At 44.0% G+C, this 22,776-nt stretch carries 24 protein-coding genes; 6 read left to right on the top strand and 18 right to left on the bottom strand.

Going from position 1 to position 22,776, the window contains the following annotated elements:
* Positions 1-59: 59 nt before the first annotated feature.
* Complete coding sequence (locus HRQ85_RS09265) at positions 60-482, bottom strand: DUF3859 domain-containing protein (RefSeq protein ID WP_172379424.1); 423 nt, start codon at positions 480-482, stop codon at positions 60-62.
* A gap of 78 nt (positions 483-560) precedes the next feature.
* Positions 561-929: an ATP-binding protein gene (locus HRQ85_RS09260; RefSeq protein ID WP_172379423.1), complete on the bottom strand. Its 369-nt coding sequence runs from the start codon at positions 927-929 to the stop codon at positions 561-563.
* A gap of 275 nt (positions 930-1,204) precedes the next feature.
* Here HRQ85_RS09260 and metA point away from each other — a divergent pair, with 275 nt between their 5' ends.
* Positions 1,205-2,146 (top strand): homoserine O-acetyltransferase MetA, encoded by a 942-nt coding sequence (gene metA / locus HRQ85_RS09255; RefSeq protein ID WP_017059174.1) that lies wholly within the window; start codon positions 1,205-1,207, stop codon positions 2,144-2,146.
* A 169-nt stretch (positions 2,147-2,315) separates the two neighbouring features.
* The gene (gene pilW / locus HRQ85_RS09250) at positions 2,316-3,083 is read left to right on the top strand and encodes a type IV pilus biogenesis/stability protein PilW (RefSeq protein WP_172379422.1); all 768 of its coding nucleotides are present in this window, start codon (positions 2,316-2,318) and stop codon (positions 3,081-3,083) included.
* An 88-nt stretch (positions 3,084-3,171) separates the two neighbouring features.
* Here the strand turns inward: pilW and rlmF are convergent, their stop codons facing one another.
* Both rlmF and HRQ85_RS09240 read right to left on the bottom strand, forming a co-directional pair.
* Positions 3,172-4,494: a 23S rRNA (adenine(1618)-N(6))-methyltransferase RlmF gene (rlmF, locus tag HRQ85_RS09245; RefSeq protein ID WP_172379421.1), complete on the bottom strand. Its 1,323-nt coding sequence runs from the start codon at positions 4,492-4,494 to the stop codon at positions 3,172-3,174.
* A gap of 4 nt (positions 4,495-4,498) precedes the next feature.
* A complete protein-coding gene (locus HRQ85_RS09240; RefSeq protein ID WP_004734935.1) occupies positions 4,499-4,996 on the bottom strand; it encodes a YgjP-like metallopeptidase domain-containing protein in 498 nt (165 codons plus the stop codon).
* Positions 4,997-5,133: 137 nt separating this feature from the next.
* Between HRQ85_RS09240 and HRQ85_RS09235 the strand changes: the two genes are divergently transcribed.
* The gene (locus tag HRQ85_RS09235) at positions 5,134-5,370 is read left to right on the top strand and encodes a glutaredoxin family protein (RefSeq protein ID WP_016786183.1); all 237 of its coding nucleotides are present in this window, start codon (positions 5,134-5,136) and stop codon (positions 5,368-5,370) included.
* Positions 5,371-5,459: 89 nt separating this feature from the next.
* On the opposite strand, the gene HRQ85_RS09230 is transcribed toward HRQ85_RS09235, so the two are convergent.
* Positions 5,460-6,332 (bottom strand): LysR family transcriptional regulator, encoded by an 873-nt coding sequence (locus tag HRQ85_RS09230; RefSeq protein ID WP_017065533.1) that lies wholly within the window; start codon positions 6,330-6,332, stop codon positions 5,460-5,462.
* A gap of 110 nt (positions 6,333-6,442) precedes the next feature.
* Here HRQ85_RS09230 and HRQ85_RS09225 point away from each other — a divergent pair, with 110 nt between their 5' ends.
* Positions 6,443-7,642: an MFS transporter gene (locus HRQ85_RS09225; RefSeq protein ID WP_172379420.1), complete on the top strand. Its 1,200-nt coding sequence runs from the start codon at positions 6,443-6,445 to the stop codon at positions 7,640-7,642.
* An 85-nt stretch (positions 7,643-7,727) separates the two neighbouring features.
* On the top strand, positions 7,728-8,294 hold the full coding sequence (locus tag HRQ85_RS09220) for a DUF1415 domain-containing protein (RefSeq protein WP_017096948.1): 567 nt from the start codon (positions 7,728-7,730) through the stop codon (positions 8,292-8,294).
* A gap of 16 nt (positions 8,295-8,310) precedes the next feature.
* Here the strand turns inward: HRQ85_RS09220 and HRQ85_RS09215 are convergent, their stop codons facing one another.
* Positions 8,311-9,381: a sensor domain-containing diguanylate cyclase gene (locus HRQ85_RS09215; RefSeq protein ID WP_172379419.1), complete on the bottom strand. Its 1,071-nt coding sequence runs from the start codon at positions 9,379-9,381 to the stop codon at positions 8,311-8,313.
* 213 nt (positions 9,382-9,594) lie between these two features.
* Here HRQ85_RS09215 and HRQ85_RS09210 point away from each other — a divergent pair, with 213 nt between their 5' ends.
* On the top strand, positions 9,595-10,170 hold the full coding sequence (locus HRQ85_RS09210) for a nucleoside triphosphate pyrophosphohydrolase family protein (RefSeq protein WP_172379418.1): 576 nt from the start codon (positions 9,595-9,597) through the stop codon (positions 10,168-10,170).
* 117 nt (positions 10,171-10,287) lie between these two features.
* Here the strand turns inward: HRQ85_RS09210 and HRQ85_RS09205 are convergent, their stop codons facing one another.
* The 12 genes from HRQ85_RS09205 to btuC all read right to left on the bottom strand — a co-directional run bounded on the left by HRQ85_RS09205 (position 10,288) and on the right by btuC (position 22,676).
* Positions 10,288-10,776: a GNAT family N-acetyltransferase gene (locus HRQ85_RS09205; protein WP_017068284.1), complete on the bottom strand. Its 489-nt coding sequence runs from the start codon at positions 10,774-10,776 to the stop codon at positions 10,288-10,290.
* A gap of 288 nt (positions 10,777-11,064) precedes the next feature.
* Entirely contained in the window at positions 11,065-11,244 is a 180-nt protein-coding gene (locus HRQ85_RS09200; protein WP_004734908.1) for a hypothetical protein, read from the bottom strand.
* Positions 11,245-11,464: 220 nt separating this feature from the next.
* Entirely contained in the window at positions 11,465-11,566 is a 102-nt protein-coding gene (gene cydX, locus HRQ85_RS09195; protein WP_172379417.1) for a cytochrome bd-I oxidase subunit CydX, read from the bottom strand.
* Positions 11,567-11,576: 10 nt separating this feature from the next.
* On the bottom strand, positions 11,577-12,713 hold the full coding sequence (gene cydB, locus HRQ85_RS09190) for a cytochrome d ubiquinol oxidase subunit II (RefSeq protein WP_172379416.1): 1,137 nt from the start codon (positions 12,711-12,713) through the stop codon (positions 11,577-11,579).
* A gap of 12 nt (positions 12,714-12,725) precedes the next feature.
* Positions 12,726-14,312, bottom strand: coding sequence for a cytochrome ubiquinol oxidase subunit I (locus tag HRQ85_RS09185; protein ID WP_172379415.1), 1,587 nt, complete (start codon positions 14,310-14,312; stop codon positions 12,726-12,728).
* A 142-nt stretch (positions 14,313-14,454) separates the two neighbouring features.
* Complete coding sequence (locus HRQ85_RS09180) at positions 14,455-15,885, bottom strand: aminotransferase-like domain-containing protein (RefSeq protein ID WP_172379414.1); 1,431 nt, start codon at positions 15,883-15,885, stop codon at positions 14,455-14,457.
* A gap of 122 nt (positions 15,886-16,007) precedes the next feature.
* Entirely contained in the window at positions 16,008-16,565 is a 558-nt protein-coding gene (locus tag HRQ85_RS09175; RefSeq protein ID WP_048611886.1) for an MAPEG family protein, read from the bottom strand.
* 195 nt (positions 16,566-16,760) lie between these two features.
* Positions 16,761-18,227, bottom strand: coding sequence for a lytic polysaccharide monooxygenase (locus HRQ85_RS09170; protein ID WP_172380045.1), 1,467 nt, complete (start codon positions 18,225-18,227; stop codon positions 16,761-16,763).
* A gap of 383 nt (positions 18,228-18,610) precedes the next feature.
* On the bottom strand, positions 18,611-20,056 hold the full coding sequence (gene gbpA / locus HRQ85_RS09165; protein ID WP_172379413.1) for an N-acetylglucosamine-binding protein GbpA: 1,446 nt from the start codon (positions 20,054-20,056) through the stop codon (positions 18,611-18,613).
* A 461-nt stretch (positions 20,057-20,517) separates the two neighbouring features.
* Positions 20,518-20,877 carry a DUF6559 family protein gene (locus HRQ85_RS09160; protein ID WP_059019538.1) on the bottom strand — a complete coding sequence of 120 codons (360 nt, stop codon included), beginning with the start codon at positions 20,875-20,877 and terminating at the stop codon, positions 20,518-20,520.
* 58 nt (positions 20,878-20,935) lie between these two features.
* Positions 20,936-21,694: a vitamin B12 ABC transporter ATP-binding protein BtuD gene (btuD, locus tag HRQ85_RS09155; protein ID WP_059019537.1), complete on the bottom strand. Its 759-nt coding sequence runs from the start codon at positions 21,692-21,694 to the stop codon at positions 20,936-20,938.
* Positions 21,681-22,676 carry a vitamin B12 ABC transporter permease BtuC gene (gene btuC, locus HRQ85_RS09150; protein ID WP_172379412.1) on the bottom strand — a complete coding sequence of 332 codons (996 nt, stop codon included), beginning with the start codon at positions 22,674-22,676 and terminating at the stop codon, positions 21,681-21,683. Before btuC ends, btuD begins: the two co-directional genes overlap by 14 nt.
* Between the last annotated feature and the right edge of the window lie 100 nt (positions 22,677-22,776).

The raw sequence follows: 22,776 nt of genomic DNA, 5'->3' as shown, positions 1-22,776 counted from the left end.
CCGAGACATCATCACGATGCTCGGCTTTTTGCTGTTTAGGTGAACATAGAAGGTCGAACCTAAAATCCCCTACGCTTCCAGAACTGGCTTTCGTCTTTCGCTACTAGGTCGAATGTTTTGTCGGCGATGATGTTGCCTTTTAGCTCGACTGTCATACGCCATTTGCCTAACTTGTTCGAGACTGGGGCCCAGATAGTGTCACCTAAGTAAAAATCCCAGTCATTGTTACCGACATACTCTTCACCATCGAACGGTTCGAGCACTTCACCTTTGTCTGTAGTGATGTTCGGGTGATAAATGCAGTAACGGAGCTTCTCCCCTTTGGCTTTTTTGATATTCAAGATATAGCCAAATTCTACGTCGATTTCAGCATCAACGGTGGTGGTGAACTCTTGGATTTTTGGAAGATCTTTAGATTTGGAATCCCACGTTGTGTAGATCCCGTAAGATGTCATGTCGACCACAACAGAGCGCTTTGCCATTTCAATCGTTACCTTGAAGTTGTTCTATAAATTTAATTCTATTTGCCATTCAGCCACGCAAGCAAAGGAAAAACGAGGCTATTCTTGCCAATCTTTTGCCATGCGCTTAATCACCGACGGCTCAATGTCGTGAATTGTGCCATATTGCTCTCGGCACACTTCGATAACCAATTCTGCTTTATATTTGAGTGCAAGTTGGCGATAGGCTTTCATTTCCCACTGCTTAATAAAGGTATTCGAAACAACCACATCAAGCCCTTGCTTTAAGCCGTTTTCAGCCGTGTTTTGACACCACTCATGAGCTTGTTGCAGCTGCCTAGGGTCAAAATGGTACTCACCTTGCTCATTCACATAATACATATCGGCTTCGACATGCAATGCATCGTAGGTTTTTGCTTTTGTTGATTTGCCAGAGCCGGGCAACCCTCGAATGAGTATTAACTTCATCTGTCACTTTACAGGCTAATTCGAAAACATGAGTTTATCGTAAATAGTAACGAGTTGCTCTGATAACTGCCTCTGCTCAGCATCCGAAAACCAACTACTTAAACACGACTCAGATAATCACTGAATACAATGAGACTCGCCTCGAAGCGCTTGGATAGCTTCTGATAGAAAACACAAATAATTTACATCTATCCATTTTGCATATCGACAAGCGTATCAAACTACTATAGATTTAGATGTATAGACGTCTACATATCTAGCTTAGGGAGAAAGCTGTGCCTATTCGCATTCCAGACCAATTGCCAGCATCCGATGTTCTTCGTGAAGAAAACATCTTCGTTATGCCGTTATCAAGAGCATCGACACAGGAAATTCGTCCACTTCGAGTCTTGATCCTCAACCTAATGCCGAAAAAGATTGAAACTGAAACTCAATTTTTACGCCTACTATCGAACAGCCCATTGCAAGTTGATGTAGAGCTGCTGCGCATTGATGACCGACCAAGTAAAAACACCCCAACTGAACACCTTGATAACTTCTACCGCCAATTTGAAATGGTCAAAGGAAGAAACTTTGATGGATTGATCATCACTGGTGCGCCGCTTGGCTTGGTTCAATTTGAAGATGTGATCTACTGGGATCACCTGAAAACCATCATGGAATGGGCAAACAAGCACGTTACTTCAACGCTATACGTGTGTTGGGCGGCTCAGGCTGGTTTGAAATTACTGTATGATTTGCCAAAACGCACTCGTAAAGAGAAGCTGTCTGGTGTTTACAACCACGAGATTCATAACCCATACCACCCTATTTTACGTGGCTTCGACGATACATTCTTAGCTCCGCACTCTCGCTATGCGGACTTCTCTCAAGAGTACTTAGCGGAACATACCGACCTTGATGTTCTTGCGACTTCTGATGTTGCGGGCGTATACCTAGCGGCGACCAAAGATAAACGAAACGTGTTTGTCACCGGTCACCCCGAGTACGACTCTCATACACTACACAATGAATACATTCGTGATTTGGGTGAAGGTATGGAGCCTGTGATTCCAATCAACTACTACCCGAACAACAATCCAGACAACAAACCAGTTGCAAGCTGGCGTAGCCACGGACACTTGTTGTTCTCAAATTGGCTAAACTACTGTGTTTACCAACAAACGCCTTACGATCTGGATCACTTCAGCGAAGACAACTTTACCAAAGACGATTAAGTTCTTTCTTCCGATTCACAAACACATAAAGCCGTGTTCAGTATGTTGTTGATAAAACGACGAATTGGACGCGTTTTTTTTATGGTGTGTGGGTCGCATTCCGTAATAGATTTACCACTTCAATGGGTTTGATTTCATATGATGGGTTGGTGTTCATAAGGAGCTTCACATGCCTGCCAAGCCATCATTTTCAAATCCGATTTCGTTGTCCCGCCGCCTTTCGTTATCAAGTGTTGTACTACTCGCCTTGCTTTCGTTGGTCGGTTGCGTCTCTGTCACTGAAGGCCCACCAAAGATTGAAAGTGACCCTATCGCGATGTCTGAATCTCGAATCGAATTAGGTTTGGGCTATATGGGACAAGGTAATATGGTAAGAGCACGTGAAAACCTTGAGCTTGCGATTAAACACGCACCTAGCTACTACCGTGCTCGGCTTTCAATGGCGCATTACTACGAAAAAGTGGGCGAAGCAGACGAAGCAAGAACCACTTACCGAAAAGCTCTCAGTCTCGATTCAAGAAACGGCAATGTATTGAACAACTACGGTACTTTCTTGTGTAAACAAGGCGAATACGAACAAGCCGATAAGTACTTCAATCGCGCCATCGACCAACCCTACTACTACTTGGTGTCTGCAAGTTATGAAAACGCCGCATTTTGTGCATTTAAGGCTGGCAATACCGACCAAGCGAAGTACTACTTCAGCAGAGCGATTGACCACGATCCAAACCGCGTAAAATCGATACTACAGTTATCCAAAATTGAAGTGAGTGACGCCGATTACAATGACGCTCGACTCCGTTTATTTAAATTCCACCAGCGTTATGGCTATCAAATTCCATCGCTTAAAATCTTGGTCGATCTCGAAAATAAAGCAGGCAACAGAGCTCTAGAGCAGAAATATCAGAGCAAGTTAGATGAGTTGCTTTCTGCTTAGCGTATAGGCAAAACACAAAAAACGGGCTTGTTGCGTTAACAACAGGCCCGTCCGTATTTCAGTTTAATGCCTTAACTAAGAGCAGCGACTATTTAAGCGCAATCCACTCTTGTCTTTGCTCGTCGTCCATAAAGGTCCATGCGATAAAGCGACTTACCTTCTGGCCTTGTGACATCTCGACGACTTTCACTTGTTTAGCTCGCAGCTTACCCAACTCTGAACGAACCATATCGACATTGTCTTTCTTAGAAATCAATGTCGTAAACCACAAGACTTGAGTAGCAAAAAGTTGACTCTCTCTCGCCATCTTCATAATGAAAGCGGCTTCACCACCTGGGCACCAAAGCTCGGCTTTTTGGCCACCAAAATTTAAGGTTGGTTTAGCTTGCTTAGCTGATTTATCTAACTTAACTGGCTTCTTGTTCGTTTCAGGCTTGAATGACTGACCGGCTTTTTTAGCACGGTTCGCCGCTAGATTATCCAGTTTACGTTGTGACCCCTTTTCCGCCTCTTCAAGAGAGCTGTGGAATGGAGGGTTACAAATAGTGACATCGTAACGTTCATTATCCTTAATCACGCCCTTAAAGATAGATTCAGAGTCAGCTTGTAGGCGAGCGCGGATCTTACCTTTTAGATTAGGGTTACTTTCCGCTATGAAGTTCGCTGTTTTGATAGAGACTGAATCGACATCAGTTCCCGTGCAGCGCCACTTATACTCTGTCGCACCAATGATTGGGTAGATACAGTTTGCACCAACACCAATATCTAATGCTTTCACAGAAGCATGATTATAGGGTTCGCCTTGACCATCGCTATTAAGGATGTCGGCTACTCTGTGAATGTAGTCTGCACGGCCAGGAATTGGCGGACACAAGTAACCAGCAGGAATATCCCAATGTTTAACGCCATAGTGATGTGCCAACAAAGCTTTGTTGAGTAGCTTAACGGCCAATGGATCAGAGAAATTAATGGTGTCTTCACCCAAGGGGTTCTTGATCAGATGCTCTTTTAGCTCAGGCAAGGCTGCAACCAACAACTCGAAGTTATAGCGGCCAGTGTGCTGGTTTCTTGGGTGTAATCCACCTTGAGGTTTTTCAGCCGAGCGTCTTTTCTGGGCTGCGTTCTTGTTAAAAGCCGTTTTATTGAAAGAACCCTTATTAGATGATCCTTTATTTGCACCCGGTTTGCCTTTGCTGTCTTTTGCAAAAGGTCGCTTTGCTTTGTTATTGCCCGCGCCTTTAGGTGCACTATTCTTGCGACTTTTATCAGATGTTTTCTTGGTAGAAATACGCTTGTCGCTGCTTGGCTTAGCTGTACTTGGCTTAACATCAGCTTGGTTGTCTTTTGTTTTTGCTGATGAAGTACTGTTTTTCGACAGGCTTAGCGTCGTTCTATTTTGTGATTGGCTCATTGGGCTACTTCTTTAAATCTAAATACATCATGAATAAACGGGCATCCAACTCAAGTTGATGATATTCCGGTTCCATGTGACAGCATAGTTGGTAAAAGGCTTTGTCGTGCTCTTTCTCTTTGATATGCGCCAGTTCGTGTACCACCAGCATTCTTAGCAAAGGTTCTGGTGCATTTTTAAAAACACTGGCGATACGAATTTCATTCTTCGATTTGATCTTTCCACCGTGATTCTTCGCAACGTAAGAATGAAGACCTAACGCATTGTTGATTAGGTGTATCTTGCCGTCGTAAATCACTTTGCTGATCGGTGGTGTTTTTTTCATGTAGCGATTTTTTATCTCAATCGCATAGTCAAACAGGGCTTTCTCACTTTTGATTTCATGATTCTTTGGGTAGCGAGCTTCAAACCAAGGCACCAATTTACCCGACTCTACAAGTTGAGTAACAGGATCAAGAATGTGCTTAGGATAGCCTTGAATATAGCGTAAAGAAGGATGCATGCTGAAAGACCGTACAAGTTACACCACGACAATACGTTGTGGTCTTGAAAATTGAGCCGCATAGTGTAACTGATCACACTTTTCTAATCACCTAGGATTCGTTACACTTTAGCGAGATTCACCAAGAGAATGAAAAAATGAAACGTGTTGTATTGTACGTCGCAGACAAATGCCCGCACTGTAAAGATGCCCAAAGGTATTTAGACTCTAAGAAAATTGTTTACCGCCTGACGAATGCAAAGATGCAGCGTGGTCGTAAAGAATTGCAAGCGATGGGTGCTCGTTCTATCCCCGTGCTTAAGATCGGCGATCAAGTGATGGTCGGCTGGAATCAGAAGAACTTCGATAAGATGTATAACTCAAAGAACACTTAACGTGATTTAAGAGACTTATATTTCTACAAACAAAGCCCGAATGTCCAACCTAGGATGTTCGGGCTTTGTTTTGTCTATTGCATTCTAAATCACACATACCGCTTAACGAAGTCGATAAAGGTTCGGTCTGCTTTTGACAGGTACCCTTCTTTTCTCCACGCCAAAGATAGATTCAGTTTCACAGGGTCTTTAAATGGCACGCCTACTACGTCTTCCTCGTATTCTGTAACCAAGCTAAGCAGCGCAGTAATGGCAAACTCTCGCTTCACGATAGAAAGAATCATCGGTAACAAATTGGTTTCGAAGGCGATGGTCATGTCTAGGTTGTACTTCTTGCAAGTCGCATCAATAAAATCACGGTGGAAGTAGCCTGATTTGAACATAATCAGCTCTTGAGCGAAAAATTCTTCAAAGGTGATGGACGGTTGCGTTGCCAGTGGATGATCTTTGCCAACTACGGCTAGCATTTCTGAGCTTAACAGGTGGTCAGTTTCAAGATCATCAGGGACATTCTCATGGTTGATTACGCCGATATCGAGTTCGCCGTTTAACAACATTTCACGAATAGAAGCGGTGCCGGCATCAATCAAGGTCAACTTTAGATTTGGGTATTGGCTTTTAAATGCCATCACAACTTGAGGGAAAAAGTAGCTGCCCATCATGCTTGGAGCGCCTAATCGAACCTCGCCTTTTTCTAGCCCCTTTAGCTCATTCATCGCGAGTTGAGCGTCATCAAACTGCTGGGCTATTCGCTTCGCATGCTCAAACAGTACCTTTCCCTCCTCGGTTAAGGTGACGGATTTATCTCCTCGACGGAATAGAATCAACTCAAGTGTTTGTTCGAGTTTTTTAATGGAGATACTCAATGCAGGCTGTGCTATATGCAGCGCTTTGGCGGCCTGAGTGAAGTTACCAAACTGCGCAACAGCCAGAAAATGTCGAAGTGGTTTTGATTCAAGCATGGCGATATATTAAATATATAGAGGTGATATTTTTAATATATTTCTTTAATCACACTTGTGCTGATAACTTGTTCACAAATAGCTTACTAACTCGTGCAGGCACAACGTAAATGTTTGATAAAGGCAGTCCTCAATACAAACGCATCACCCAATCATTGGCGATTGGCTCGTTTATCATTTTCTGTAACCTTTACCTCTTTCAGCCAATCTTGCCGCACATGGCGGAGCACTTCCAAGTTTCGGAAACTCAAATCAACTGGCTGTTTGCCGCGACAACACTTGGGCTTTCCATCAGCTTGGTGCCTTGGGCGATCGCTTCTGAAACCTTTGGCCGAAAACCCATAATTCTGTTCAGTCTGTTCGCTATTCCTTTGATTGGGCTGAGTATGGTGTTCACGACTACCCTACTACAGCTTGTTATTGCGCGAGCGTTCATGGGAATCGCAGTTGCTGCTTTTGCAGGCGTGGCGGTTGCCTACATGGTGGAAGAATTATCACCCAAAGCATTCGCAGTCGCGATTGGTGGTTATATTGCGGCTAACTCACTAGGCGGTATCTTCGGGCGTGTATTAGGTGGCTTGATTACGGATTATTTCGACTGGCATGCGACAGTTTTGTTTTTCGTTGTCGGCTCTTTGCTTGGCGCACTCTATATTGCGTATAGCCTGCCTGACCAACAAAACTTCAAACCACAGAAAGGGCTGTTCTTTCATCATAACCGATCTGTAATGATGCACTTAAGAAACCGTACACTTTGGTTAGCTATGCTGATTGGTGGTGCTAACTTTGCCCTGTTCGTTAACCTGTATTCAGTAATGGGCTTTAGGCTCGTATCTGCGCCTCACTCGGTGCCCGTTGGTTTAGCTTCGCTGATATTCTTATGTTACTTGGCCGGTACGGTGAGCTCTAAGCTCTCAAACAAATGGACACTTCGTTTCGATCCGTTAAACGGTATATTGATGGGCGTGTGCATTAGCTTAATTGGAATGCTGGTTTCTGCGGTCGATAAAGTCCCGTTCATGCTAGCGGGCTTGTTATTGATTAGTGGCGGTGCGTTCTTTGCCCATACCCTTGCCTACTCTTGGGTGAGTCAAAAAGCGCCGAGCGCGAAAGCGACAGCAACGGCACTTTACTTAGTCCACTACTACATAGGTGGCAGTTTAGGTGGTTTCTTACTCCTATATTGCTGGCAACTGTTCGGTTGGAATGGCGTGATCGCGGGCGGTTCAATCTTCTATGTTGCGATATTTGCTTGGGTCTACCAGTTAAAACAGCGCCAAGTATCGGCGTCCAAACTCGCACAAGCATAAGTACGACTGAGGTTGTAACTCAATTATTGCTTTTGATTAACGTCCGTTCTGATATCCTACGCAAAATTTCATTTCGGAACCTGTTATGTCGAACACTCAAAGCACAGATCTTCAAACCATCCACGACCAAGTAAAACAGTGGTTAGACGATGTCGTTATTGGCCTAAACCTGTGTCCATTTGCAGCCAAGCCACAACGTAATAAACAGATTAAGATCTTTGTGAGTGAAGCGAATACGGAAGAAGCGTTGTTGGAAGACATCATGACGCATTTCGTAGAGTTAGATAACACACCAGTCGCTGAACTAGAGACGACTCTGGTTGTGGTTCCTAACATGCTGCAAGATTTCTTCGATTACAACATGTTCATTGATTGGATTGAAGCGCTGATCAAGCAAGAAGATTGGGAAGGCGTTTACCAAGTGGCAACCTTCCACCCAGACTATTGCTTTGGCGGTGCAGATCCAGAAGACGATGAAAACCTAACGAACCGTTCTCCGTATCCGGTTTACCATTTGATTCGTGAAGCGAGTATGGAAAAGGTGTTGAAGCACTACCCTAACCCTGAAGCGATTCCTGATACCAACATCGCGAGAGTTGAGTCTTTAACGCCGGAAGAACGTCGTAAGCTATTCCCTTACCTGTTCAGTTAATCTCTAACATGCTGGCTCATATTCCTGAGCGCTCTTGATGATATGGACGAGAAATAAACTGATCTCGTCCATTTTGTTTCGCAATGTACAGACATTCATCGGCAACTTTGATTAGCTTATCTAACGCCGACATCCTTTCCCCTTTGGTATCCCCTGTACTCAACTCAAAATGACACGCACCGATTGATATAGTAACAGGCTTTCTATCCAGCGTGATTTTCTTCATCTCTTGCAAAAGAGTCATGAGCTTATCTTCTACACAACTTGGTGTTTTATTTGGGTACCAAAGAATAAACTCTTCACCACCAAAACGCGCGACAAACTCACCCTCTTGAGTGTTATTACTTAGCACGTTCGCCACTTTCTTTAAGACAACATCACCCATTTGGTGGCCATAAGTGTCATTGACCTGTTTAAAGAAATCGATGTCGACAACTGCCAAGGTTCCTTTTCCTAAAGAGCCTTTTAACTGCTCGACTTCCGCATTCAACGTTTTGAACAAGCAACGTCTATTTGGTAAATGTGTCAAAGGATCGTACATAGCTTGGTACTCTAACTTCTCATTGAGCTCTTTGAGTTTTCGTTCTTGTTGTCTTCTAACCAGCTCTACTTCGATCCATGAGGCCATTAGCCTCATCACGTCGATATCGAACTCTTTGAACTCACGATGATAAGGCTCTGGGCTTGAAAAGTTTAAGGTGCCATAAAGCTCATCATTAACGAAAATGGGAATACCAATGTATGACTCCAAACCAAAAGACTGATAGGCAGGATGAGTCGCATACTTATCGTGTTTACCACAATGCTCAATGCAGATAGGACCAATCGATTTACAAGTAATTTCGCAATAAGTCGAACGATAATCGAAGGTGTCACCGCTATTGAGTTCTACTCCTTCAGGCGTAACACAATGTTCAACAACGTAAGCATTGCCATCGACTTTCGATAAGATACCAATATCAAGGTTGAAGCGTTCAAGCCCCATAATAAGCAGCTGAGCGATTTGAATATCGAAGCCCTTTCGATAATCATTGGTTATTTGATACAAGCGGCGTATAACAATTTCGCTTTCACTGGCTTGGTTCATAAATGGGATTCCGCTGCTGCTGAAGTTAATGGCAACATTAATATTTGGTATATTAAGAAGAGTAAAGTGTAAAAAAACATAATAATCAATTAGTTTGTATGCAAAATACCTCATTGGTCCAATGAATAAAAGTCGACTTCTTCGACTTTGCGTTAGCACCCTATTCCTAGCTTTGGTAAAATAATCCATTAACGAAACAGAATGGATAGGAAAATGAACCTTTCTCAACTAAGCCAAGAAATCTACGATCACCTTTACCGCGACATTGAAGAGTTCCGCAGTACTTTTGATCTGCCTGTTGCTGCTCCTGAAACAATGGACGAAAAAGGCGATACGCTACATACCTCTCTAGCGATCGAAGAACTAACAGAACTTGCAGAAGCTGACTCTAAAATCGAACAAGCGGACGCTATTGTAGACAGCGTTTATGTTTTGATGGGACGTTTGGTTCACCTTGGCCAAGCTAAGGTAGAAGACAACCTAGCAATCAGCTACCTGATCGACCTGCTATTGAATGTTTCTAAAAACCGTTCAATCGACTTCTTGCCTTGCTGGGACGAAGTACATTCAAGCAACATGAGCAAAGTATGTCGCAACGAAACTGAATACGCTGAAACAGAAGCTTTCTATGCTGAGCAAAACATCAAGCTGATGGCGGTTCAAAAAGGCGAATACATCATCGCTAAATGTGCGGAAGATTTCGTATCTGAAGGCAAGACAGTTCGCCAAGGTAAGGTACTAAAATCTGTATACTACCGCCCTGCGCACCTTGAGCCACTCACGGCTTAAGTAAGGTTAAGACTGAAGCGGTTAAAAGCTTCAGCTAACTTGAATAGCAAACGCCACGTTTAAATAACGTGGCGTTTTATTATCTGTCCGTAAATTCTAACTGTGTGTAGCTAAGCGCTATACCAGTCGCGCCATATGATAAGCCGCCACATATTCGCCATTTCTGAAAGCGAATCCTGCGGACTCTCCTTCAATCACGAAGCCAAATTTCTTATACAGGCTGATCGCTCTTTCATTATCGGTGTATACCGTTAACTCCATTCGCTTGATGTTAATCCAGTTATCACACAAGTCGATTGCTGTTGCGAGCAGTTGGCTACCAACGCCTTTGCCTAACACATCGTCTTTAACACCCATACCAAATGAAGCCACATGTCGTCTCCTTGGGTTCACACACACTTCCATTCCCAAGTTGCCAACAATCTCATCGTCGATCATCGCGACATACGAGTACACGTTATCAGGCATATTAGAGATTCGTTTTTGCCAGCTTTCCAGAGATGGATTTGGGAGTTGCAGCGTACCGGTATAAGCATTAGTGCATTCGTAAACTTCTTTGATTCCCTTTGCATCTGACGGTTCAGACCGTCTCACTATAATACTCATCGCAACTCCTAATATTTCTTCGCTAAATATGAAACACATCCTTAATGTGCACCTAAACACACTAACAAATAGTAAATATTTAACAATAGGTTAGATGAAATTGTTTCAAATTAAGGAATTAGTAAGTGGAGGGGAAATAGTATTTTGACGAAGGCGTGTTAATAGTATGGTTTTACTTGTAGTGGCTAACGGAAGAGTTTCCGATAGAGAGAATAAAGAATAGGTTATTATGTTGATGTGATATGGACACAAAGATATGTGCCCATATTGTTAAACTAGCTCTCTTGATTAGTCACGTTCACATTGAACTTGCATGACTTTAAGATCCGTAGCATTGAGCTTCTTAGCTAACGCTGCGCCTTCTTCATTACATTGCTCAAGAGTCGTAAATTGAGTGTTAACTTCCATTTCTGCTGTGCTGTCTGCACCACCCATCATTAGACTTAGAATCAGTGTTAGTTCGTACATAAGTTAATCCTCTCTCGAGTTTTCAAAGCATCCATTCGAATTAGATAAAGTGACCACGTTAAGTGCTAGCTCACTTGTTTCGTTTGAGATAATTCTAGTTATTCACCCGATTCAAGTCTTACCATTTTATGCCACTCGTTCATAAAGCAGCAAAGCCATGATTTAGGTGTAAAAAAGACCAGAGCATCATGCTTCTGGCCTTTTATGAATCAAACGTCAATCAGCGTTCAGTTTCTGAGTCACTTTTTTCTAGGCTGATGACATTCAAAACCGCAAAAGCAGAGGCTAGAAATAAACCCAATATCCAAACAAAATACCACATGAGAAACTCCTTAATACAGTGAATGGCCATTACGTTCGACATACTCGCTATCGAGTCGTCCAAACATGGTTCGGTAACTGAACGCGGTATAACACAGGATGATTGGCACCATCACAAACGCCACACCTGTCATGATGTTCAAGGTCAGTTCACTGGAGGTTGAATCCCACAACGTTAGGCTATGACTCGGATTAACGCTAGACGGGATAATAAACGGGAACATCGAGAAACCAGCCGTTAAGATGATGCAAGCGTTAGTCAGGCTTGAACTAATAAAAGCAATCGCATCCCATTTTAACCTTGCGCCAATCAAAGCCAACAATGGAATCGTCACGCTGCCGAGCGGTGCGAACCACATCCAAGAGTACGTATCGAAGTTGGTTAACCAAGCGCCTGCTTGTGTGACGACTTCTTTGTTCAAAGGATTCGAAGCCGAATTATGATCCATCGCACTGACTATCACATACCCATCACTATGGTTAATCGCCATACAGCCAACCACCATAAGGAAAGCGACAAGTACCGCACTCGCCTGCGTCACCGTTCTTGCCTTTTTGTACACTGCGTCTGTGGTTTTCATCATCAACCATGCACTGCCTTGTAACAGCGCCATCAATAACCCAACCAAACCACACAAAAGCGCAACTGGATTAATTAAATCGATAAACGAACCATGGTACTCAACCATCAATAAGCTATTTAGTGTAAAAGGTAAGCCTTGCATCAAATTGCCAAACGCCACCCCAAACAAGATAGGTGGGAAGAAGCCTGAGAAAGAGATTGCTAAGTCACATACTTGTCGCCACTGATCGCTGTCGATCTTTGCTCGATACTCAAGCGCCAAAGGACGTAACCACAGTGAAATAAGCACCAAATACATCGCTACATAAAGACTTGAAAACGATGTCGCATAAACCAAAGGCCAAGCCGCAAACAACGCGCCACCTGCGGTAATTAACCAAACTTGGTTGCCGTCCCAATGGGGCGCGATGGAATTAATCATCACTCGTCTTTCAGCGTTCGTTTTACCAATAAACGGTAACAACGCCCCCACTCCCATATCAAAACCATCGGTGATCATAAAACCAATCAGCAGTACACCAATCAGAACCCACCAAATTAAACGCAATGTGTCATATTCGAACATGAGTCAGTCACCTTATTGTTGAACTTGTTGTGCCAATTTGGCTTCAAGTGAAGTTGTATTTTGTTCATAGTGATAGCGACCCGTTTTTAAACTGCTTGGGCCTTTTTTAGCCACGGTAATCATCAAGTAACTTTCAACAATGATGAATACGGTATACAGGCTAATAATGAGAGCAAGAGACGTAAGCAGGTTTTCAACGGTTTGAGAAGAAGCCGCCACCGTCACAGGAAGGATTTCACCTACAGCCCAAGGCTGACGGCCATATTCCGCAACAAACCAGCCAGCTTCAATGGCAATCCAAGGTAATGGAATTGACCATAGTGCCGCTTTCAGTAGCCAAGGCTTTTGCGTAATGTTTTTACGGTAGGTTTGCAGGAAGGCCGCACCAAAGACAAACAACATAATGAAGCCACAGCCCACCATGATTCGGAATGACCAGAAAAGTGGCCAGACAGTTGGGATTGAATCATCAGCCGCTTGTTGGATTTGCTGTTCAGTCGCATCGGTTACGGTATGGGTATAACGCTTGAGTAATAAGCCATAGCCGAGATCGTGCTTGGTTTGATCAAAGGCTTGTTCCGTCTCATAAGAGGTATCACCTGATCGTAAACGCTCCAGCAATTCATAAGCGATGATTCCGTTCCGAATGCGGACGAGGTGTTGGTCGCGTAGGTCATGAAGGCCCGTTACTTGCTCATCCAGAGATCGCGTCGCAATAATTCCCATCACATAAGGGATTTTGACCGCGAAGTCGGTTTTGCCTTTCTCTTGGTTTGGTAATCCGAACAAGGTAAATGCCGCAGGTGCGGGTTCTGTGTGCCATTCCGCTTCAATTGCCGCAAGTTTCACTTTTTGAACATCACCCAGTTCATAGCCCGACTCATCACCTAATACGATCACCGAGATAATAGAAGCAATGCCAAACGAAGCTGCGACAGCAAACGAACGTTTTGCAAAAGCAACGTCACGACCTTTAAGCAAGTAGTAAGAGCTCACACCAAGGATAAACATTGATCCACAGGTATACGCTGATGCCACGGTATGCAGGAATTTAACTTGTGCGACAGGATTAAGCACCACGTCGGCAAAGCTGGTCATTTCCATACGCATGGTTTGGTAATTGAACTCTGATCCAATCGGGTTTTGCATCCAACCGTTAGCAACCAAAATCCACAGTGCAGAGAAGCTTGAGCCCAGAGCCACCAGCCAAGTCACTAAAAGGTGTTGGCGTTTAGATAGCCTTTCCCAGCCGAAGAAGAACAATCCAACAAAGGTAGATTCTAGGAAAAATGCGACAAGCGCTTCGATGGCTAAAGGTGCCCCGAAAATATCGCCAACATAGTGAGAATAATAAGACCAGTTGGTGCCGAACTGGAACTCCATGGTTAAACCCGTCGTGACACCCAAGGCAAAATTAATGCCGAACAGTTTGCCCCAGAAGCGGGTCATGTCTTGATAAATTTGTTTACCGGTAAGTACATAGATCGACTCCATGATTGCCAGTAAGCACGACATACCGATAGTCAGAGGGACGAAAAGAAAGTGGAACATAGCGGTTAGCGCAAACTGTAAACGCGACAATTCAACTACATCAAACATTTAAGCTCCAAACATCATAATGATGGCTTTCATATTAAGAATTGGAGCGTATTTCAGCACAGTTCTCGCGAACCAAACTAGAACAGATTGGTTGTTAAAAAACAGAACAGATTTACTTGTTAGACGAACGACTGGTCAGAGTTTAGCTGCAACTATTGGCTTGCAATTCCATTGTCTGAATCAAGCCGCCTAATGTTTGAATGGCTTCTGCTATTTTGTCGTCACAAGCGTACGAACAGTTAAGACGAATGTGATGAGAGAACTTTTTGTCACTGCTGAATATGATTCCCGGTGCGACAGAGATGTTTTGTTCAAGGGCTAGTTCATACAACTTCTCAACACAAACAGAGTGAGGCAGTTCAATCCAAATGAAGTAACCACCTTGGCTTTTATGCACCATCGCACTTGAAGGTAAGCTAGATTCTAACAATGCAATATGTGCCTTCTTCCTTTCATTCAAAAGTTTACGAAGCTTTTTAAGATGGTTGTCATAGCTATAAAACGTAAGGTAGTGAGACAAACCGATCTGAATAGGAATACTGCTGGAAAGTGTTGATAAGTGCTGTAACCGCTGAATCTTTAACGCTTGTTTACGTGCCACTACCCAACCGATTCGAAAGCCCGGTGACAATGATTTGGAAAACGAACCACAAAGCATGATCTGCTCGTCAGTGTCATACGCTTTAGCAGGCAATGAGCTTTGATTACCGAAGTGAAGCTCTCGATACACATCGTCTTCAATCATCGAGATCTTATGTTGGTTCACCAACTCGGCCAATCGCTGCTTGTTTCCATCACTCATCGAATAGCCTACTGGGTTTTGCGACTCTGTCATAAACCAGCACGCTTTGATGTCCATTGAAGCGAACACCGACTCCAACACATCTAAATCAATCCCTCTTCTCGGGTCTGTTGGAATCTCAACAGCAGTGAGGTTTAGCCTTTCTATGGTCTGTAACACACCGTAAAACGCTGGGTACTCTATCGCGACTAAGTCACCCGGTTCGGTACAGGATTGCAGGCATAAGTTAAGTGCCTCCATCGCCCCAGAAGTAATCACAATGTCGTCTGGCAGTACGTTTAAACCTTGAACTTGATAGCGTTGGGCAATTTGCCTGCGAAGTGTTTCACTGCCTGGAGGTAAATTGGTGAGCATGCTGTTGTCGGGCATTTGGCGGCTGGCATTAGCTAAGCTGCGTGACAGTGCTTGATGGGGAAACAAGGCGGGATCAGGGAATGCCGAGCTAAGTGGAATGATGCTAGGGTCTTTGGCTCGTTGAAGTACATCGTATAGCAGGTCACTGATTTTAACAGGATACGGCTTGATGGCTTTTTGTTGCGTGTGTTCTGAGGTGAATACATTTCTACGCGGTAACACGAAATAGCCAGACTTAGGCTTTGAGCGCACATAGCCTTGGTCTTCAAGTTGCTGATAGGCTTGTAATACCGTCTCGATACTGAGTTTATAGCGCTTACATGCATCTCTTATTGATGGGATCTTCTCACCACTCAGCCAGATGTTTTGCTCTATCTGATTCTTGATTGTATTGGCGAGTATCTGTGATTTTTTCATCAAAAAGTCTTTCGTGTTCGAAGATAGTAAACACATCATGTTACAGGCAAAGGGATACTCTGCCCTAATCGAAATTTATTTGCCTTGGTTTAAAGTAGACAGCACCTTAGCAAAACGTCTAACTAACTTAAGGCGAATACCAATTGAGTGACCACCAATACCAAGCACAGCACTACCGTTGAATAAAAGGTTAACGCAAAACCAAAAGCCCTTGCCGGTGCTCCATGACTGTAGCCTTTGAAAAAGAAGATACGCCCAATAAAAAATAACACTGAACACACGAGTCCCGCCGATAACCAAGCAAAAGGCATTAATAAACACCACGCGGTATAGACACCAAATGCGATGACCAGTTGCTCTAAGGTATTTTGAAGCAAGCTTTGCAGCATGATGGCTTGCTTTGTTCCAGACGTTAACCCACTGCCATCGATATCTTCTGGGCTGAAGAAGCGAAACTTGGCTAAGCGTCCAATAGAGACGATTAACATCAAGGTCGGTAGTATCAGAGACTGCCCTAAAACAGTCACCCTATCTTCTAGCAAACTGGTTTGAGCGTAATTGAGAGGGTCTAAAACGATGGCTGCCCAGATTGCAACAATGGCGGTTAGCATAGCCCACGCCATTCCCTTAAAGACTCCAACTTGCTTACTGGTTAGTTCCATAAAACCCTCGTCATCCATCCAACAGATTTACTCATTATTAACTATCAACCAGTCGATATTTGTGACGTTCTCTTACTATATGAAAGGATAAAACCAATAGAAATCAAATCTATTTCGCTTATTAAGCCTTTCCAATAAAAAAGACACCACACTCGTCAAAAAGTGTGGTGTCTTGGTTATTCCTTTAAAGCTAATTAACTAACGATAGTTAAATTAGTTGGCTGGACGCCAAACGCCCCATTTGTCATTTTCGTAGGTCACTTTAGGGTTTGTACCACCTTGAACCCACCATTGTGCTTTCCATGACTGGTTCGAGTAAGTCACGACTTCGCCACCAAGGTAAGTCGCTGATGAGTCCCACGAGCCTGGGTCTGGCGTAGGGTCTGGGTCAGGAGTCGGCGTTGGATCTGGGTCTGGGTTTGGTGTCACGCCACCGTCATCAGCAATTACTTCAAAAGTGAAAGTTTCAACACTGTCGCTTTCAATCGAGCTAGCCATAAACGATAACGTTTCGTTTGCAGTGATGCCAGTGGTATCAACTACGATAGAAGCCGTCCCGTTATTTTGAATGCTTACTGAAGAACCTTGAGTTTGAGTCAATGTCGCCGCTTCGCTTGTTGCAATCACAACTTTATCGCCAACATTCACTACGTTGTCACTCTTCACTAGCTCGTAGATGTCACCTTTCAATGGTTCAACACCACCGTCGCCACCATCAATCAACGTTAACTGACCAGAAGCACGGCTATCTTTTGAGTTGAAGAAGTTACGTGAAGGATCGTTTTGGAAATACATGTAGTGCTGCATTTCAGCGTGCCAGTCACCAATGAAGATCGCGCCGTCTTTAAACTCTTCATGCCAGCCGTTAATTTCTGAAGCCAACAAACGAGCCCAATCGTTAACGTTTGAAGCATCAATGACGATGTCGAAGCTTCGCGCTACTTCACCATACTTGTTGATGATGTCGTACTTAACGGTGTCGCCAACTTGTGGAGTACCAAATTGCTCTGAAACAAACAGGTCGCCACGGACTAGATCAGGCTCAGGACCCGGCTCTGGTGGAGGAGTTGTTCCCCCCGCGATAGTGATGTCTGAACAGTTGTAGAAACCTTCACCTGCTGCATCGTCACGTTGCCAACGTACATATAGAATTGCGTCGCCAGAGCGGTCTGAAGGAATCGTGACGTTGATACGGTATTTGCCACCACTTACAGGAACATTCCCAACTTCTTGGATAAGATCTAAATCACCCCACGCTAGGCCTTTGCTCAGGTCGGCGTTTGGTTTCGTTAGGTAGAACTCCCAAAATGACGGGTTGTGTGGTGCAGTCGCATTGAATACATATTCAAATGTACCAGTGCTTAGCTCGGTACGAGTCCAACCAGTATGAGGCGCACCCATGCCGCGTTTTTGCGAATCATTGGCATAACATAACGTGCCGTCGGGAATCGCCGCTTTTACAGCATTGATGTTATTGAAATCCTGAACATTTTTAGCGTATTCGTTACGTTGAACAAATGGGTAGGAACCCGAAATGTCTTTTGCTTGAGCACACGCAGCATTAGGTGGTGTACCCGACCAAATCCCGCCTTGCTCGTAACACGTGTTCTGACGCGCACTTGGAAATTCAGACCAACCATGAGCATTTGCCACTGAAGGCACACTCGATAGCATAGCCATACCTACTGCTACTTTTAGAATATTATTATTTATTGTTGTCACTTTCCCACTCTCTATTATTTTACCCTGCACACAACATTAACTGGTCACTTACCAATCAAAATTGCACTTCGAGGGTTTATAGTTTTTGTTTGAAGAACAACGAAAAATATATACGTCAATTTTATCAATGACAGCGGGTTTTATATTGATAGGAATCAGAGTCACACAACTCAAAGAAATGCGTTGTCGATAGATGATGTTGCTTCGAATTATTGGATCTCAGTATTCCGTCTTGATTGACGTAACATTATTCAAAGTGAATAAAAAAGCGGCTTGATGATTAAGCCGCTTTTGCATCTGGAGATTTAATATACAGCTAAGTGAGTTCGATTAACTCGTAATTAATCTAACTTTTTCCATTGTTGCTCAACCCAATTTGGATCTGCTGCCACGCCTGGAAGGTACGCTTCATTGTTACATTCTGCTGCCCATGGGCCGTAACATTGATAAACACCTTCGCCTTCAAATAAAACGACGTCGCCATCAACATAGTTACCAAAGCCTTCTGGGTAGACATAATCATGTGCAGGTGGTGGCACATCGGCATCAACTAAATGGAAATCCATCATTTGTTGGCCTACCAATTTACCTTCGCTGTTTTTGACACTCACTACCAACATATGATGACCAGCCTCTGATTTAGACAAAGGTAATGCTACCGATTCTGACGAGTTATCTTCAACCTCCCCACTCCAGTATGCTAAAGACTCTCGAGCATGGTTATACACGGTGAGTTCAGCTTGGGCATCGCCCTCGGCTACCAATGATAGCTCGAGTACGGTTGCTTGTTCTCCGATCACGTATTCTGAATCCAGACCTTCAACCGTCAGTGACGTATCGGGTTCTGGCACCTCAACATCGTAGCCTATTTCCACACGCTGAATACCGCTGTCAGAATTCACATATATTGGGTTCACACCGTAAATAGGTGCAAAACCATTTTCAGTCAACACGCCAGACTTAATGTTATTGCGATCTTCATTAACTTTGGTTGCTAATGCCTTAGACCAGTTCTTTGGTTGGCCATCCTCACTATTTGCAATCTCGATACGAGTACTGAGCGCTGAGTTTTCACCAGATCCATCAAACACGCGCGTATATACCGCGTCGCCTTCTTTCAAATTAATCGTAGGAGTTATCTGACCTGCTTTTTCCCAACCCGGAAGTTGAGAATCATCGCCATCAAACACCACATCAATCGCGTTATAGAAAGCCTTGTCGGTATCGCCCACATCCCACACAGCCAGAATCACATGATAACCTTCTCTCTCTGGTACGTTACAGGTGTGAGTCGCCGTGTTCTGCGTCATCTCTCCATGGGCATCAACTTCACAAAAGGGATTTAAGTCAAACTCTAAGCGAGCTAATGGTGAATTTTGGTCCCAACCCTCTTTTGTGATGTAATATTTAAAACCAGCCGCAATATGGTTGGCTCTAAACGTCCATTCAAACTCTTGAGAGCCCGCTTCGATTGGGCGTTTCTGCCAGCGCTCTGAAGTTTGCTCGTCTAGGTTTCTTGCCATTAATATTTCAGCACTGGCAATGTAACCATCAGCAGGGCCATCTTCAGGGAAGCCGTCAAAGCCTTCCACACTTTGTGGCTCATACTGTATGTCGCCGCAGTCCATGTTCTTCGCCTGACCTTCAGAATCTTCTAAGTGACACAAAGCGACACGACTTATGATGTTGCCATCATCGTTCAGCGATATAAATCCATGTGCCATAGCACCACCACAAGCCACAGACAAAGCGATGGCTAAAGCCGTTTTCTCTATTCCGATTCTCATAACAATTCCACTTAAAGACGTCATATTTCCCATTAACAAGACAAAACGATCTTCGCTTGTTTACCTATCCACTTGTTTGATTGAGTAAGCACCTCAATTTGCTATTACCCGTTACTTGGCTCGAACATTAATAAAGCAAATGCATATCAATCAATTTGAGCATGGTCGAGGAAGGTAGGATTATTTAGTCAATAAGGCTGATTGATATTCATCAAAGGTAATACGAAGGGGAAATTATCTTATACATCTGAAGACTATGAAGTTTATTCAAGAAATCGAGCATGGGAACTGGCTAAGAACATGAGAGACTAGAGGTGAGAAACGTATGAACGGGCTGTTCAGGATATCGCATTGACGCGAAAGTAGAGGGTTTGTTGTCAAAATAACGGTTTTGACGAGTCACATTAGATAAAGGTGCTTTTATGCGAAGTTGATTTAAATAGAGGGAGCTTGCTAAAGCCTTAATAACGGCTATGCATGCCCATGCGATGTGACATGTCATCGTGCATACGACCGCCCTTCCAGCCGCCGCCACCCAATAGATTAAGTACATCTCGCGCTGTGTAGTCTTCTCCGCCGAAGAAGTCATTAGACACATCATTACGCAGCAACTGAATAGTTGGAGCTAATTCAACAGCAAGATCTTGTGGATCCGCAAACAAGGCTAAAGCAATCTGTTGTTGGCGTTTACTCAACTCACGAGAACTTGTTTCAACCTGCCCAATAGAGAAGAAATCACGGCTTCCGTAGCTCTTCATCATCTTTGCAGACAATGACTTAATCACCTTTTTGATTCTTCTTCTTTGGATGTATCTAAACATGTTTGCTTCCTTTACTAACTCGCCTTAAACCCAATGATCTGCTTAACCAATTAGTCTTTTAACCAAACAAAAGATAGGTTTGATTATCGACTGAGATACTTTTGACTTCGGTGTTGAACACGGACTCTAGTTGTTCTGGCGTAAGAACTTGTTCTGCACTACCTGATGCTTGAAGTACACCTTTATCAAGCAGCAACACTTGGTCTGCGTGTCTTAGTGCTCTGTTCAAATCATGGTTAGCCATGATCACGGCAATCCCCTTCTCTGCCACTCGTTCAATGAGCTTGTATAACAAGGCTTCTTGAGCAATATCCAACGGAGCTGCGGGTTCGTCGAGGATCAGCAGCTTCGCGTATGGGTTAAGTGTCGGCCAAATTTGCAGGCACATTCCAGCTAAACGAACGCGTTGCCATTCACCACCAGACAGTGTCTGAATGGAACGATGAAGTTTGTCTGTGATGTCCAACATCTGACTTATCTCTTCCAAAGCTGCGTTGATTTCAATATCAAGTCCGTGTGATGAACTTGGTAATGAGAGCGCGAGATATTGGAACACTTCTAAGTTGAAGGCTGGTCTTGCACTTTGGCACAAGTAAGCACGATGCAATGATAAATCTTGTAAAGACAGTTCCGACAAATCCTGCCCGTCAATCTTTATATCGCCTTTGTAGCCTTCACCAATGCCAGATATCGCTTCGAGTAAGGTACTTTTACCGCTGCCATTCGGGCCGATAACGTGAGTCACCTGCCCTTGCTTGAGCTCAAATGAGAGTGGTAATAAACGAGCGCCGACGCTCAGGCTCTTAATTTGAATCATGATTTTTAATTAACATCCAAATGAAGATAGGCGCACCGATACTGGTGGTCATCACACCCAAAGGTAATTCTGCAGAATCGAGTAATGTACGCGCGCAAATATCAGCAAATACCAGCAGTGCTGCACCTGCGACGGCAGACAAAGGAAGAAGGTATCGGTTGTCGGTACCAATCGCTAAACGCAACAAGTGCGGCACAACTAAGCCAACAAAGCTGATCACGCCGCCCAATGCCACCGCGCAGCCGACTAAAATAGACACGGCGAAGATTAAACGCCAACGTAATCTCGGTACGTTCACACCTAACTGTGCGGCATGTGTTTCGCCAATCATCAGTTTGTCTAGTTTGCTACCTTGCAAACACAGCCAAATAATCACGGGGATCATCACTAACGTGAGCGAGTGTTGATACCAAGTGACTCCACCCAAGCTGCCCATCAGCCAATACATCAATAAGCGTAGGCTTAAGTCATCACTAAAATAGAACGCCCATGTCACCATCGCACCAGAAAGAATGCCCAATGCGACACCCACCAACAGTAATTTAGCCGTGGTGAGTCGCATCGTTTTTACCATGCTCACCAGTATCACGGTGAAACAGAGCGAGCCTAAAACGGCCGCAATCATGAACACTTCTGGAGTCGGAGCAAACGGCAAGAAGAACAGCACGATAACCATCGCCAAGCTTGCGCCACCAGAAATGCCGAGCACACCTGGCTCTGCTAATACGTTACCCAATAAGACTTGTAAGCTTGCGCCAGATACGGCTAACCCAGCCCCGATCGCAATCGCTGCTAATAATCGAGGTAAGCGTAAATCAATCAGTAGTTTTTGTTCTAACGTGGACAATGTGCCCAGAGGGGAAATGAAAAGATCGCCAACCATTAGGTAAATCGCACTCAGCGCGACAAGCAGTGCTGCCATCAGATAAATGGCTTGGGTCCATTTGCGCTGTTTTTGGTGAAGAAGTTGTTGGAAATCCATATCAAGCTACTTTGAAATTGTTCGCGTAACCTTACCTGTATCCCTAAATAAACTCAAGGCTCACACCGTAATGTGAACCTTGATATTTCAACCAGTTGAG

It is taken from the genome of Vibrio sp. Vb339 (genome assembly GCF_902751245.1).
In the GTDB taxonomy this organism is placed as follows: Bacteria; Pseudomonadota; Gammaproteobacteria; order Enterobacterales; family Vibrionaceae; genus Vibrio; species Vibrio coralliirubri.
This window is presented reverse-complemented; position numbering and strand designations above follow the sequence as displayed.